The organism is Methylobacter sp. Wu8, from assembly GCF_036440755.1.
Classification (GTDB): domain Bacteria; phylum Pseudomonadota; class Gammaproteobacteria; order Methylococcales; family Methylomonadaceae; genus Methylobacter_A; species Methylobacter_A tundripaludum_A.
In genome coordinates, this window is the sequence record NZ_JAZGVT010000056.1 from 39,032 (window position 1) to 52,678 (window position 13,647).

The following is a 13,647-nucleotide window of genomic DNA, read 5'->3' on the forward strand; positions in this document are numbered from 1 at the left end:
AAACCCTCATTAATTGTGAAAATAGTATGTCTATAAATAATCACTATATCACGTAGCATTGGCAGGTTTTATACGCCATGATGATCACTCTTGCGGCGGCTCATATTATTCCGCTTCATTCTGCGTGCGGACAAAGGATGTTCTGAAAAAGTATCATGATATTCCATGCCAAAAAACCTGCATTGTCCTCCCTGCCTTTCGTAGTTATGCTGAAAATCATGAATAAATTCCATTACGGTATGATCGATCAGGTAGGCGTTATTCAATTGGAATATCACCGTTTTGCCGCTTTCCAGATTGGCCAGCGCGTCTTTTAAGGACATGAAGTTGGAGAAAATCGCCGCGCCGACTATCGAGACGACAACAGAATCGGCGTCTTTCGGTTCAACAACAAAGTGAATCTTGAACAGGTTATTCGGCCTGACGCCGCGCAGCATGTGGATAGCGAACTTGGTTAAAATGCCGATGCCGACACCGACTAATAAATCGGTCTGCAAGACGCCGATAATCGTCACCACGAACATAAACAACTGTTCCTTGCCGACGCCCATGACCTTGGCGAATTCTTTAGGCGAAGCCAGACGAAAGCCGGTAAATACCAGCAATGCAGCCAACGCAGCCAACGGAATACTGTGAATCAAGCGCGGAAACAACACCACAAACAGCAACAAAAATGCGCCGTGAAAAAAGTTGGCCCAGCCGGTCTTCGCGCCATTATTTATATTGGCCGAACTACGCACGATCTCCGCTATCATCGGCAAGCCGCCGATCAAACCGGCCAGCAAATTGCCTGCGCCCACCGCCGTTAAATCGCGGTCGAAATTCGAATGGCGTTTATAAGGATCAAGTTTGTCTACCGCCATCGCGCTGAGTAAACTTTCAAGACTGCCGACCAAACAAATGCTGACCACGGCTTCCCAAAATTCAAGAGTCGCCCCTTTAGAAAAGTCGGGAAAGTAAAAACCGGACATGAAATTATCGGAAATCGCGACCAGGAATTTCGGCCCGACGGTTTCCTCGTGATGCGGCAGAAAATGGGCGTCCGGCAGGAACAGATACATGTGCTCATGCTCCAGGTCGAAATACCGGGCCAACCCCATGCCGACCAATACCACGATAAGAGGGGCCGGAATCATCTTTAAGGTTGGATTTTTTATCATCGTCCAGGCCGTCAGTATCACCAATCCCGAACCGCCGATAATGGCGATTTCAGGATTGAGATTGGCAATGCTGTGCGGAATTTGCGCGATAGTCGAAAACAGGCTGCTGCCTTTCTCCGGCGTAGTGCCCAGCACCACGTTGATTTGCTTGGCCATGATAATAATGCCGATAGCCGCCAACATGCCATGCACCACCGATGCTGGGAAAAAGGAACTGAGCCTGCCCGCTTTAAAGACGCCCATCAAAACCTGAAGCGCACTGGCGACGACGATAGCCGCCAATGCATAGCGGTAACCGGCCATCGCATCGCCTCCGCCCAGTTCCTGAACCGCCCCCAAAACCACCACGATCAATCCGGCAGCCGGGCCGTTAATAGTTACAAATGAGCCGTTGATGCGCGAAACCAGCATCCCGCCGATAATAGCCGTGATCAGCCCCGCCGACGGCGGAAAACCGGAAGCCATTGAAATACCCAGGCACAACGGCAGAGCAATAAGAAAAACCAGAAAACCGGACAGTAAATCGCTACGCCAGTTTTCTTTTAAACCGGCTAAACCGGGTTTTGGTGTCCCTGACAGTGATGGCTCACTCATACAAATCCTCGTAATTATAAAAAGGTTCTGACGGGGTTGTAAGCGATTACCGTGCCAAGCTGATTTATTTTTATAATGGTATGATTTTAATGGGAGTTTTTATTGTCGGGATAAAAGCCAGGAACTGCGGTGGTGTAAAACAACCTTTCGGTTGTTGTTTTGCACCGGTGCCGGATACTGTTGAGGGTGTTTGTTGCGCTAAGGATGTGGTTAAAAATAACTTCCCGAAATCACCATTTTCGCTCGTCAAGCCGTTCGTGCTGAGCCCTTCGGCTACTCTCAGGAGAGCCTTGTCGAAGCATGATCGGCTTGACGCGGCGGGACGAAATTTTTCCGCCCACCCTTCGACAAGCTCAGGGCGAACGGAAAAATTTCATCCGTTCAATATCGGGAAGTTATTACTGTCCATATCCTAAAGTAAATCTGGCGATATTGCGCCTTACGGAAGTTTTATACCGGCCAAAGGCTACGGGCAGCACATGCAAAAATAGGCGGGGGATTAGGTGGAGAAAATGCGGATGCGGGCGGATCAATAAATCCGTCTTAACAATCTTGCTTAAATCGATGGAGCCACGAAAAACACGAAAACATTCAACAGGTAACCCGTGTCAGCCGAAGTGAATGGCTACTCAGCATATGGAGCTTCGTGATTTTCGTGTCTTTCGCGGAAATCGTTCTTAAAGTTAATCGAGAGCCAGGTTCTTTAAATATTCCCGGAAATCGCTCTTTAACTCGTCATGCTTCAAACCGTATTCAACGGTTGCCTGCAAATAACCGAGTTTTGCGCCGCAATCATAACGCTTGCCTTCAAACTCGTAGGCTAACACCTGCTCGTCGCTCATCAATGAGGCGATCGCATCGGTCAGCTGAATTTCACCGCCGGCGCCGCGCTCCGTGGTTTCAATCTTTTCAAAAATTGCGGGCGTCAGAATATAACGTCCGACTACCCCGAGATTTGACGGAGCGCGCTCTGGAGCGGGCTTTTCAACAATCAGCTCAACCTGGCCTACCGATGGCGACACCTCCTTGGTTTTGACGATGCCGTATTTATCGGTTTCCTGTGGATTAACCCGCTCTACGCCCAAGATGCTGCACTGATTTTTGTCGTATTGCTCGACCATTTGCGCCATGCAGCCCTCACCGGCGTCGCTGTTCGCGATCAAGTCATCGGCCAGGATAACGGCAAACGGCTCATCGCCGACCGCAGATTTGGCGCAAAGCACGGCATGGCCCAGTCCCAACGCCTCAGGCTGACGAATAAAAACGAAAGAGACATTCGGCGGCATCATCTCCCGCACCATTTTCAATATTCCTGTCTTGCCGCGGATGGTCAGCTCATTTTCCAACTCATAAGCCTTGTCAAAGTGATCCATGATGACGTTTTTGGTGCGGCCCGTTACAAATATCATCGTATCAATACCGGCAGCTACAGCCTCTTCAACGCAATATTGAATCAAGGGCTTATCCACAATCGGCAACATTTCCTTGGGGCTGGCTTTAGTAGCGGGTAAAAAGCGGGTTCCGAGACCCGCAACCGGAAAAACTGCTTTTCTTATTTTTTGATTCATCTGTGGCATTCTCGACTATACAGATCATTAAAAAATCAGATGCTGGGGCAGCATTTGATCATCCCTGCTCTTCAACAAGAGCGATTCATTTTAAGCTTTTTCCCGGTTTCGGCTCTATTTATCTTTGCGTCCAACCTGGAGCTAAAAAATCTTCAACCAGCGCGGCAAAAGCATCCGCTTGTTGTACGTGCAGCCAATGTCCGGCATTGGCTATCGTGCTAAAAGCCGCTTTGGGAAATAATGAGTTTATATCTCCCGGCTGAACGAAGTCTGAATCGCCTCCTGCAATAAATAACGCATTACCGGTAAAAGGCGCTAAATGATCGGCGTCGGGAAAAGCTGCAATATTGGGCGCCGCCCGCTGAAAAATATCCAGATCAAGCCGCCAGCAATATTTGCCGTCTTTTAGCACCAGATTCTGCAACAGAAATTGGCGGTAACTCAACTCGGCTATACGCGGAGCCAGCAGTGTTTCGGCCTGTTTGCGGTTGCTGAGTTCGTCCAGCGGCAGCTCTTTTAAGGCCAGCACGGTGTTGTCAAAGCTGTGTTTGTAGCTGACCGGCGCAATATCGGCCACAATCAGTTTGTTGACCCTAGCAGGCAATCCAAGCGCAAACCACATCGCCACCTTGCCGCCCATGCTGTGTCCCAGAAGATTAGCTGTCTCCAACCCGCGATCATCGATAAAGCGCAACAAATCAGCGGCCATGACCGGGTAGTCCATAACCGGATGATTCGGCGATGCGCCGTGATTGCGCATATCCGGCGCATAAACATGAAACCGGTCGGATAGACGCTGCGCTATTTGCCGCCAGTTACGCGAGGAGGCAAAAAAGCCATGCAAAATAATCAGCGCGCTGTCATCCGGGTCGCCGAATTGCTCAAAAGCGAGTTCCACCGTTTCCATCAGGCGAAATCGAACAATGCGCCCATCAAACCGCCGAAAATGCCACCCCAAACCACCAGCCAGCCCAGATGCTGACGGATGATAGCCTGGACCATTTCCTTAACCAGTTGCGGGGTGAGTTCGCTCAGGCGTTTGTCGATTACCGATTCGATTTTGCCGACAATGTCGCCGCCGATTTTGTGCGCATCCAAGCCCTGCTTTAAGGCGGCTTTAAAGCGGTCGGACTCGACCATTTCGGTCAGGGTGACTTTCATTTTTTCGGTAAACGGGTCTTTTAGCGGTATCAACGCTTCTTCGCCGCCCATCATCATCAACATACCGCCAAAAGACGATCCCATAATCGATGACACCAAGCCTTCGTAAACCTTGTCGTAATCGACCGCATTCAGTAAAGGCTCCAGGTTCAGCAGGTCTTTACCTTGCTGTTCCTCGTTTTCAATAAACTGTTCGATGTTGTTTGCGGTAAAAAATTGCACCATCATCAGCTGCTTGATCGACAGTTTGAATGCTTCAAACCGGGCCGGTATAACGCCTGAACCGTAAAGATAAGGCACTTTCTCGAACAGCATGTAAATTGCGAGCCAATTGGTAATGGCACCGGAAAGGGCAAAAAAACCGATGGATTTGATTAACTCCGGTTGTATCGGGCTGGCATAACCGATTGCAATGATCACAACCGATAGAAAATTGGTCATGAAGCTTTTGTTTAAAAATTTTTCTTTCATCGTTTCTTAATCAATAAATCAGTAATAGTGCCTTCAATCATTTCAGCCGAAAAACCCAGGGTTTCGGCTAAAGTCGGATGCGCATGTACCGTTAATGCCAAATCTTCAACATCGGCGCCCATTTCCAAAGCCAAGACGGCTTCTGCAATCAGTTCCCCTGCATTAGTGCCGACGATGCCCGCGCCGAGAATACGGCCGGTTTGTTTGTCGGACAGCAATTTGGTTACGCCTTCCTTACGCCCGATACTTAATGACCGCCCGCTTGCCGCCCACGGGAAAGCGGCTTTCTCATAAGCGATGCCTTGCGCTTTAGCTGCATTTTCAGTCAAGCCCATCCAGGCTATTTCAGGATCGGTATACGCTACGGAAGGAATGGTCAACGCCTGCCACTCGGTCGTCATTCCGGCAATCGCCTCGGCCGCTATTTTACCTTCGTGCGTTGCCTTATGCGCCAGCATCGGGTTGCCCACCACATCGCCGATCGCAAAAATATGTTTCACGTTGCTGCGCTGTTGTTTATCGACGCCGATAAAACCGCGTTCATCGACATTAACCCCGGCTTTGTCGGCATCGATTAAATGGCCGTTGGGACGTCTGCCTACGGCAACCAACACTTTGTCGAACACGTCGGATTCGGGGGCGTCTTTGCCGCTGAGTCTGACTTTCAAGCCTTCCGGCAATGCTTCAATATTTGTTACCTGGGTTTCAAGAAAGATATTGTCGTATTGCTTTTTGATCCGTTGCATTAACGGCCTGACCAGATCCTTGTCGCAACCGGGGATAATCTGATCCTGCATTTCCACCACGGTGATCTTGCTACCCAACGCGTTATAGACCGTCGCCATTTCCAGGCCGATGATGCCGCCGCCGATAATCAGCAGTTTTTTCGGGATGCTTTCAAGATTCAGCGCATCGGTGGAATCCATCAGCCGGGGATCGTCATTCGGGAATAACGGTATTTTTACCGGCTGGGAGCCGACGGCGATAATGGCCTGTTTAAACTCGATGGTCTCGGTGTTGTCGCCGTCTTCAACCAGCACTTGCGTGTCGGAAACAAATCGCCCGATACCTTTAACAACCGTTACATTGCGCTGCTTGGCCAGTGCCGCCAAGCCTGCGGTTAGCTGAGAACTGATGTTGTTTTTCCAATTGCGCAGCTTTTCCAGATCGATGCCGGGTTCGGTAAAACTGATCCCGGCAGGATTGATTTCTTTGGCTTCATTCAGTACCGCAGCCACATGCAACAAGGTTTTTGAAGGAATGCAGCCGACATTTAAACAAACCCCGCCCAACACCGGATAACGCTCAACCAATGTGACTTGTTTGCCTAAATCGGCCGCACGAAACGCCGCCGTGTAACCTCCAGGGCCACCGCCCAGCACCAGGACTTCTGTTTTCAATTGCACACCTTCAATTTAGAGTGATGGAAATTTATCGGTATCTGAAAAGCCGATGAACGTAAGGCTTTATTTTAGTTTTTTGATACTGACGAATTTGTTTTCGGGGGTTAATTCCATTTCAAAATAACCGTTGATGCCCTGCTTGGTCAAAAAGGACTGAATTCTGCCTGCTGGAAAAGCGATTCTCCTGCCGTCATCGGCGACCACGGTAACATTTTTGGCAATGCCTTGATAGACCTTGAGGTATTGGTCATAAGACAGTTTTAGCGCAAAGCGGATGTGTTGATGTTGGGTCATGATATAGGCAGTAAATTAACCACGAAGGACACGAAGTTTTTACCTTGAATTTTCTTCGTGTCCTTCGTGTTCTTCGTGGTTTTATGCTTTTAGTTAATTAACGGCTGTTTTGCAGCGCGGCAATGCGCTCTTCCAATGGCGGATGGCTCATAAACAACTTGCTTACGCCACCGCCGTTGATGCCGAAAGCCGCCAATTGTCCCGGCAGGTCTTCCGCTTCGTGTCCGCGCTGTAAGGCACGCAGGGCGCCGATCATTTTTTCCCGTCCGGCCAGGTTTGCGCCACCGGCATCGGCCTTAAATTCGCGGTAACGGGAGAACCACATGACCAGCATAGAGGCCAAAATCCCCAGAACAATTTGCGCCACCATCTGGGTAATGTAATAAGCCGGGCCGTAACCGCGTTCTGTTTTAAACACAACCCGATCGACAACATGACCAATAATGGTCGCAAAAAAGTAAACAAAGGTGTTGACCACGCCCTGCATTAAAGCCATTGTTACCATATCGCCGTTGGCGACGTGACTGATTTCATGACCGACAACCGCTTCCACTTCATCGGCATCCATGTTTTGCAACAAACCGGTGCTAACCGCTACCAACGCACTGTTCCTGCTCATGCCTGTAGCAAAGGCATTGGACTCAGGCGTCTGGAATATCCCGACTTCCGGCATGCCGATCCCGGCCTGCTTGGCTTGCTTGGCTACGATGTTCAGCAGCCATTGCTCAGTTTGATTTTGCGGGCGTTCAATCACATGTACGCCCATCGCATTTTTTGCCGACCATTTGGACATCGCCAAAGAAATAACGGAACCGGTCATGCCGATGATGGCCGACATGACTAAAAGCGCATTCAGGTTAAGGTCTACGCCTTGAGCATCCAAAGTGCCGCTTAAGCCTAAAACATTAAAAATAATACTGACCACAACCAATATAGCCGCATTGGTTGCAAGAAAAAGAAAAATACGCATCATGGTTGAGCCTTTTGACTAAGTTAAGGTTTAATCGATATGGGGATCGAATAAATAAATTCAATCCGTTTTCAGGGTGCTAATATAGCTTAAGTTTATTGAGGGAGGGTATTTTCATGCCTATTAAAATAATACTGTCTGTTTTGTTTTTAATTCATCCTTGCACAGCCTTTGCGCTACAAAACACTCATCAGGACATTATAAAGCAGCTGCATGCACCCGCAGGTTTCACCCTGTCTATTTTTGCCGACAATCTGCCCAATGCCCGCAGTTTGGCTTTGGGCGATAACGGCGTGGTATTTGTAGGCACCGGATCGGAAGGTACGGTTTACGCCGTACAAGACAGCAATAACGATGGCGTGGCGGATAAACGTTATGTGATCGCAAGCCATTTATATATGCCCAACGGCGTTGCTTACAAGGACGGTTCGCTCTATGTAGCGGAAATTAACCGCATTATTCGTTTCGACCATATCACGCAGCAGTTAACCAACCCGCCCAAACCCACTGTGGTTTACGATCAATTTCCGTCAGAGCGGCATCACGGTTGGAAATATCTGCGCTTTGGCCCTGACCATAAGCTGTACACCTCAGTCGGAGCGCCGTGCAACATTTGCGAGCCTGAAAAAGCGATCTTTAGCTCGCTGGTCAGATTAAATGCCGATGGCAGTGGTTTTGAGATTCTTGCCAAAGGTATCAGAAGTTCGGTCGGTTTTGACTGGCAACCGGAAACTGACGCCTTATTTTTTACCGATAATGGCCGCGATTATTTGGGCGACGATTTGCCGCCCGATGAACTTAATCAATGGACTGCTAGCGGAGAACATTTCGGTTTTCCTTATTGCCACGGCGGTTACATTCCCGACCCCGAGCTTGACGCAGATAAAAAATGCCGACAATTTACCGCACCTGCGTGGAAATTTAAGGCGCATATAGCACCGTTGGGACTGCGTTTTTATCGGGGCGAGCAATTTCCGTCCGAATTCAAACATCAGTTATTTGTCGCAGAACATGGTTCATGGAACCGGTCTGAACCGCAAGGCTACCGCGTTGCCTCGATAAAATTCAAACAAGGCAAACCCGTTTCGGAACAGGTTTTTATCGACGGCTGGTTAACCAAAGACGGCAATGTATTGGGACGTCCCGTTGATATTCTGGAAATTCAGGACGGCAGCCTGTTGATTAGCGATGATGCTCTTGGCGTTATTTATAAAATTGACTACAAAGGCAATCATGGATAAGCAGGTTGAAATTCTAAGCAAAGAGATCGTTTATCAGGGCTTTTTCCGCATGGAAAAATACCGTCTTAGACACACTTTGTTTGGCGGTGGATGGAGCGCTGAAATAACTCGCGAATTATTCATGCGCGGCAGCTGCGTTGCGGTTCTATTATATGATCCCTATGCCGATAAGGTGGTATTGATCGAACAGTTCAGGACAGGCGCGATTTTAAATCCTGATAGGGCTTGGTTAGTGGAAATTGTTGCGGGAGCCATTGAGGACGGCGAATCGGCCGAAGAAGTCGCTTACCGGGAATCCCTGGAAGAAGCGGGCTGTGAAATTCAACAATTAATGGTTATCAATGAATTCTATACCACGCCGGGCGCTTTCTCAGAGTGGATCACGCTTTATTGCGGCAAAGTGGATAGCACACATGTGGGCGGTATTCACGGTTTGGATCATGAGGGCGAGGATATATTGGTACGCGCTGTTGATTTTGATGAGACGTATCGTATGCTGGAAAATGGCGAGATAGAGTCGGCAATATCCATTATTGCAATTCAATGGCTGGCATTGAACAGACAAAAACTTAAACGGCAGTGGGGAGGCTAAAAAAGGAGGGGTTATATTGAAAAACTGCAACATCAAAGCTCTGCATAAGTTTTACAGAGCTTCAACGCAATAACGATTAATCGACTATCTTACATTTCTCCCGTGAAGCATCCACACGATCACGAAGTTCCTTGCCAGGCTTAAAATGCGGCACATATTTTTTGGATAATGCTACAGATTCACCTGTTTTAGGATTACGTCCCATGCGAGGAGGACGCAAATGCAGCGAAAAACTACCAAAACCTCTAATCTCGATTCTTTCGCCGGAAGATAACGCCTGATTCATTTGTTCAATGATACATTTTACCGCTATCTCTACATCTTTCTGCGCCAGATGCGGTTGATGTTTGGCAAGTGCCTCAATTAATTCTGATTTTGTCACATTCTGTCCTGCGAAAACAAATAAACACAAGGGGTATGTACGGATACATACCCCCTCATGGCTTTATTTTTCCATTTGCTTAAAGATGTCAGCAAAAGTAGGTGTAGATACGCCCGCTGATGATTGCTGAGAATGATCTTTAATAGAATGAGACTCTTCGTCGCTATCTTTTGCTTTAATAGACAAAGAAATTGATTTGCTTTTCTTGTCTACGCCGATGAACTTGGCTTCAAGTTCGTCGCCTTCTTTTAACAAGGTTCTGGCGTCTTCAACGCGGTCACGTTGAATTTCGGAAGCGCGTAGATAGCCTTCAACATGATCGGCTAAAGTGACAACAGCGCCTTTAGCATCAACTTCTTTAACAGTTCCTTTTACCAAGCTGCCTTTTTCGTGAGTAGCCAGGAAGTTTTGGAATGGATCCTGTTCAAGTTGTTTGATACCTAAAGAGATACGCTCACGCTCGGAGTCAACTGCAAGAATAACGGTTTCCAGCTCATCGCCTTTCTTGAAATCGCGAACTGAGGCTTCGCCCTCTTCTGCCCAGGAAATATCGGACATGTGGACCAGGCCGTCGATGCCGCCATCCAAGCCGATGAAAATGCCAAAATCAGTAATCGATTTGATTTTTCCTGAGATTTTATCGCCTTTGTTATGTGTTGCTGCAAATTCATCCCAAGGATTGGTTTTGCACTGTTTCATGCCTAAAGAAATACGACGACGTTCTTCATCGATTTCCAGAACCATGACTTCGACTTCATCGCCCAGCTGAACAAGTTTAGAAGGGTTAACGTTTTTGTTAGTCCAGTCCATTTCAGAAACGTGAACCAAGCCTTCTACGCCTTCTTCAATTTCAACAAAGCAACCGTAATCGGTCAGATTGTTGACTTTACCGAATACGCGTGTACCGGCTGGGTAACGACGGGCTATGTTTTGCCATGGATCTTCACCCATTTGCTTCATGCCCAATGAAACGCGGTTTTTATCTTTGTCGTATTTCAGGACTTTAACTTTAATTTCCTGGCCGATTTCTACACACTCGGACGGATGACGCACGCGCCTCCATGCCATATCGGTGATGTGTAACAGACCGTCAATGCCGCCAAGATCGATAAACGCGCCGTAATCGGTCAGGTTTTTAACCACGCCGGTAACCACTGCGCCTTCTTCCAGCGTTTTCAGTAATTCTTCTCTTTCTGCGCTGTATTCTTTTTCTACAACAGCACGGCGAGACAGAACAACGTTGTTGCGTTTTTGATCGATTTTTATAACTTTGAATTCCAGGTCGCGATTTTCCAGGAAAGTCGTGTCTCTGATTGGGCGAACGTCAACCAATGAGCCAGGCAAGAAAGCACGTAATGCGCCAACAGCGACGGTGAAACCACCGCGAACTTTACCGGTAATACGACCGATAATGGTTGCTTCTTTTTCGAACGCATGTTCAAGTTCGGACCAAGCTTTATTTTTCTTCGCTTTATCACGAGAAAGAAGTGTAGCACCCAAGCCGTCTTCAAATAAATCAAGGGCAACCTCGACTTCGTCGCCAATGGCAACTTCTAATTCGCCATCGTTATTTAGAAACTGCCATTTTGGAATGACACCTTCTGATTTAGAATGGGTGCTGACGATGATCATATCGTTTTCTATATCAACAACCGTACCCATTAACATGGCACCAGGACGCATTTCCGTCTTGATTAGACTTTCTTCAAATAATTCAGCAAAGCTTTCGCTCATTTTCTATTCCCAAGCCTGTCGAAACAACAACAAGCCTTTTCTTTATCAAAGTTAAAAAAAAGATCACACAAACAATTTAATGTGATCACGTAAAAAATCCTTAACGGATTAAATTCAGCACTTCTTCTATGACGGAATCCAATGTCATATCCGAAGAATCGATATAAAGCGCGTCACTGGCCATCGCTAACGGAGCGGCCTTACGCTCCATATCCCGACGATCACGTTCTTCTATCTCATTGGTAATCTGCGCTAGATTAGCATCATTCCCTTTTTCTATCAACTGTTTATATCGCCTCTTAGCCCTTTCGGCTGCGCTGGCCGTTAAAAACACTTTATATTCAGCCTCAGGAAAAACGACCGTTCCCATGTCCCGTCCGTCTGCAACCAGTCCAGGTAACCGTTTGAAATCTTTTTGTTTTTGTAATAAAACACGCCTGACTTCAGGCAGCGCCGCAACGATAGAGGCTACATTGCCGGTGCTTTCAAGGCCTAATTGGGCGGTTATGTCTTCACTATCCAACCTGACGACCAATTCATCATTGCAATCAAACTCCAGCGTCATCGTCTGGGCCACATTAACAACGGCTGTTTCATCTTCCAGATCAACAGCCTGTTTTAACACCGCAATTGCCAACGAGCGATAGATAGAACCGCTATCCAGATAGTTCCAGCCCAGTTTTTTCGCTACCGCCCGACTAACCGTGCCTTTTCCGGCACCGCTAGGGCCATCAATAGTCAATACCGGAATACTCACTATGCTTCCTTGCAAACCAGATCAAGACCCAAACGCTTTGCCAAGTCTCTAAATTCCGGGAACGAGGTATTAACGTTTTCACAGTCATGGATGGTAATCGGCGCATTAGCGCGCAAACCGGCAATTGAAAACGACATCGCAATTCGGTGGTCGCCATGCGATATAACTTCGCCGCCGCCAATTGTTCCGCCTTGAATGATCATGCCATCCTCGGTCGACTGGGCATCCACGCCCAAGATTTGCAAGCCGTCCGCCATCACCTGAATGCGATCCGATTCTTTTACTCTGAGTTCTTCCGCCCCGGTTAACCGGGTTTGACCTTCCGCACAGGCTGCGGCGACAAACAACACAGGGAACTCGTCAATAGCCAGCGGCACCAGATGCTCGGGAATATCTATGCCTTTAAGAGGGCTGTAAACAACGTGCAGGTCGGCAACCGGTTCGCCGCCGACCGTGCGCTCGTTAAGGACTTCAATGTTCGCGCCCATTAATCTCAGGATGTCGATGACGCCGATACGCGTAGGGTTAACACCGACATGCTTCAACAACAGGTCGGAACCCGGCGCAATGGATGCCCCGACCAAGAAAAATGCCGCCGATGAAATATCGCTGGGTACATCAATATCGGTCGCTGTCAAGCTACCTTCGGCAGTAATGCTGACATTGTTACCTTCCTGTTTTACCGGATAATTAAAGCCGGTCAGCATGCGTTCGGTATGGTCACGGGTAGGCGCGGGCTCGGTAACGGTAGTTACGCCTTGTGCGTACATGCCCGCCAGCAACAAACAGGATTTGACTTGGGCGCTGGCGATCGGCATCGCATAATCAATGCCGGTCAACTGCCCCGCTCTGCCGGTAATGTGCAGGGGAGCGGTGCCTTTTTCAGTGGTTTTGATGTCGGCACCCATCGCCGCCAACGGCTCGGTGACGCGTTTCATCGGCCTGCCGGACAATGATTTGTCGCCGGTTAATACCGAGTTGAATGCCTGACCGGCCAATAAACCGCTCAGCAATCGCATCGATGTACCCGAGTTACCCAGATACAAATCATTTTTAGGCGCTTTCAAGCCGTGCTTGCCGACGCCGTGTATCGTCAATTCACCATTGACCGGACCTTCGATTTCAACCCCCATATCACGAAAAGCCTGCAAGGTTGCCAGCGCATCTTCCGCTTCGAGAAAGCCTTTGACATGAGTCACGCCTTCGGCCAGCGAGCCCAGCATGATTGATCGGTGCGACATGGATTTATCGCCAGGCACGCGGGCCTCGCCTTGTAATTTACCGCCGGGTTGAACGTAAAATGTGATTGATTTTGACATA

13 protein-coding genes are annotated in these 13,647 nt (G+C 48.4%); 2 read left to right on the forward strand and 11 right to left on the reverse strand.

All coding sequences use genetic code 11. The features are described 5' to 3' along the window. Nucleotides 1–68: 68 nt before the first annotated feature. From V3O24_RS07865 to htpX, 7 genes are all read right to left on the reverse strand, one after another. A complete protein-coding gene (locus V3O24_RS07865) occupies nucleotides 69–1,754 on the reverse strand; it encodes a SulP family inorganic anion transporter (RefSeq protein WP_331306831.1) in 1,686 nt (561 codons plus the stop codon). A 683-nt stretch (nucleotides 1,755–2,437) separates the two neighbouring features. After that, nucleotides 2,438–3,322, reverse strand: coding sequence for a UTP--glucose-1-phosphate uridylyltransferase GalU (galU, locus tag V3O24_RS07870; RefSeq protein ID WP_104423323.1), 885 nt, complete (start codon nucleotides 3,320–3,322; stop codon nucleotides 2,438–2,440). A gap of 118 nt (nucleotides 3,323–3,440) precedes the next feature. Beyond that, the gene (locus V3O24_RS07875; RefSeq protein WP_331306832.1) at nucleotides 3,441–4,229 is read right to left on the reverse strand and encodes an alpha/beta fold hydrolase; all 789 of its coding nucleotides are present in this window, start codon (nucleotides 4,227–4,229) and stop codon (nucleotides 3,441–3,443) included. Further along, on the reverse strand, nucleotides 4,229–4,924 hold the full coding sequence (locus V3O24_RS07880; protein ID WP_331306833.1) for a DUF445 domain-containing protein: 696 nt from the start codon (nucleotides 4,922–4,924) through the stop codon (nucleotides 4,229–4,231). The genes V3O24_RS07875 and V3O24_RS07880 overlap by 1 nt, the downstream gene beginning before the upstream one ends. 26 nt (nucleotides 4,925–4,950) lie before the next feature. Then, nucleotides 4,951–6,360: a dihydrolipoyl dehydrogenase gene (gene lpdA / locus V3O24_RS07885; protein ID WP_331306834.1), complete on the reverse strand. Its 1,410-nt coding sequence runs from the start codon at nucleotides 6,358–6,360 to the stop codon at nucleotides 4,951–4,953. Between the two features lie 60 nt (nucleotides 6,361–6,420). Next, on the reverse strand, nucleotides 6,421–6,651 hold the full coding sequence (locus V3O24_RS07890) for a DUF2835 domain-containing protein (protein WP_331306835.1): 231 nt from the start codon (nucleotides 6,649–6,651) through the stop codon (nucleotides 6,421–6,423). 97 nt (nucleotides 6,652–6,748) lie between these two features. Beyond that, nucleotides 6,749–7,624 (reverse strand): protease HtpX, encoded by an 876-nt coding sequence (gene htpX, locus V3O24_RS07895; RefSeq protein WP_331306836.1) that lies wholly within the window; start codon nucleotides 7,622–7,624, stop codon nucleotides 6,749–6,751. 113 nt (nucleotides 7,625–7,737) lie between these two features. Between htpX and V3O24_RS07900 the strand changes: the two genes are divergently transcribed. Together V3O24_RS07900 and V3O24_RS07905 are read left to right on the forward strand one after the other, a co-directional pair. After that, the gene (locus tag V3O24_RS07900; RefSeq protein WP_331306837.1) at nucleotides 7,738–8,862 is read left to right on the forward strand and encodes a PQQ-dependent sugar dehydrogenase; all 1,125 of its coding nucleotides are present in this window, start codon (nucleotides 7,738–7,740) and stop codon (nucleotides 8,860–8,862) included. Next, complete coding sequence (locus V3O24_RS07905; RefSeq protein ID WP_331306838.1) at nucleotides 8,855–9,454, forward strand: NUDIX domain-containing protein; 600 nt, start codon at nucleotides 8,855–8,857, stop codon at nucleotides 9,452–9,454. The genes V3O24_RS07900 and V3O24_RS07905 overlap by 8 nt, the downstream gene beginning before the upstream one ends. Nucleotides 9,455–9,530: 76 nt before the next feature. Here V3O24_RS07905 and V3O24_RS07910 read toward each other — a convergent pair whose 3' ends face one another. The 4 genes from V3O24_RS07910 to aroA form a co-directional block, all read right to left on the reverse strand. After that, nucleotides 9,531–9,866 carry an integration host factor subunit beta gene (locus V3O24_RS07910; protein ID WP_219820805.1) on the reverse strand — a complete coding sequence of 112 codons (336 nt, stop codon included), beginning with the start codon at nucleotides 9,864–9,866 and terminating at the stop codon, nucleotides 9,531–9,533. Between the two features lie 33 nt (nucleotides 9,867–9,899). Further along, nucleotides 9,900–11,570 (reverse strand): 30S ribosomal protein S1, encoded by a 1,671-nt coding sequence (rpsA, locus tag V3O24_RS07915; protein WP_104423332.1) that lies wholly within the window; start codon nucleotides 11,568–11,570, stop codon nucleotides 9,900–9,902. A gap of 100 nt (nucleotides 11,571–11,670) precedes the next feature. Beyond that, nucleotides 11,671–12,327, reverse strand: a complete 657-nt coding sequence (cmk, locus tag V3O24_RS07920) for a (d)CMP kinase (RefSeq protein ID WP_331306839.1) — start codon at nucleotides 12,325–12,327, stop codon at nucleotides 11,671–11,673. Continuing rightward, entirely contained in the window at nucleotides 12,327–13,646 is a 1,320-nt protein-coding gene (gene aroA / locus V3O24_RS07925; RefSeq protein ID WP_331306840.1) for a 3-phosphoshikimate 1-carboxyvinyltransferase, read from the reverse strand. Before aroA ends, cmk begins: the two co-directional genes overlap by 1 nt. Nucleotide 13,647 lies beyond the last annotated feature (1 nt).

What these genes read in the sequence shown, in the direction of transcription:
- V3O24_RS07890 (WP_331306835.1), bottom strand. Translation starts at nt 6,651, where the DNA reads ATGACCCAACATCAACACATCCGCTTTGCGCTAAAACTGTCTTATGAC.
- V3O24_RS07875 (WP_331306832.1), bottom strand. Translation starts at nt 4,229, where the DNA reads ATGGAAACGGTGGAACTCGCTTTTGAGCAATTCGGCGACCCGGATGAC.
- galU (WP_104423323.1), bottom strand. Translation starts at nt 3,322, where the DNA reads ATGAATCAAAAAATAAGAAAAGCAGTTTTTCCGGTTGCGGGTCTCGGA.
- V3O24_RS07865 (WP_331306831.1), bottom strand. Translation starts at nt 1,754, where the DNA reads ATGAGTGAGCCATCACTGTCAGGGACACCAAAACCCGGTTTAGCCGGT.
- V3O24_RS07900 (WP_331306837.1), top strand. Translation starts at nt 7,738, where the DNA reads ATGCCTATTAAAATAATACTGTCTGTTTTGTTTTTAATTCATCCTTGC.
- htpX (WP_331306836.1), bottom strand. Translation starts at nt 7,624, where the DNA reads ATGATGCGTATTTTTCTTTTTCTTGCAACCAATGCGGCTATATTGGTT.
- V3O24_RS07905 (WP_331306838.1), top strand. Translation starts at nt 8,855, where the DNA reads ATGGATAAGCAGGTTGAAATTCTAAGCAAAGAGATCGTTTATCAGGGC.
- V3O24_RS07880 (WP_331306833.1), bottom strand. Translation starts at nt 4,924, where the DNA reads ATGACCAATTTTCTATCGGTTGTGATCATTGCAATCGGTTATGCCAGC.
- rpsA (WP_104423332.1), bottom strand. Translation starts at nt 11,570, where the DNA reads ATGAGCGAAAGCTTTGCTGAATTATTTGAAGAAAGTCTAATCAAGACG.
- aroA (WP_331306840.1), bottom strand. Translation starts at nt 13,646, where the DNA reads ATGTCAAAATCAATCACATTTTACGTTCAACCCGGCGGTAAATTACAA.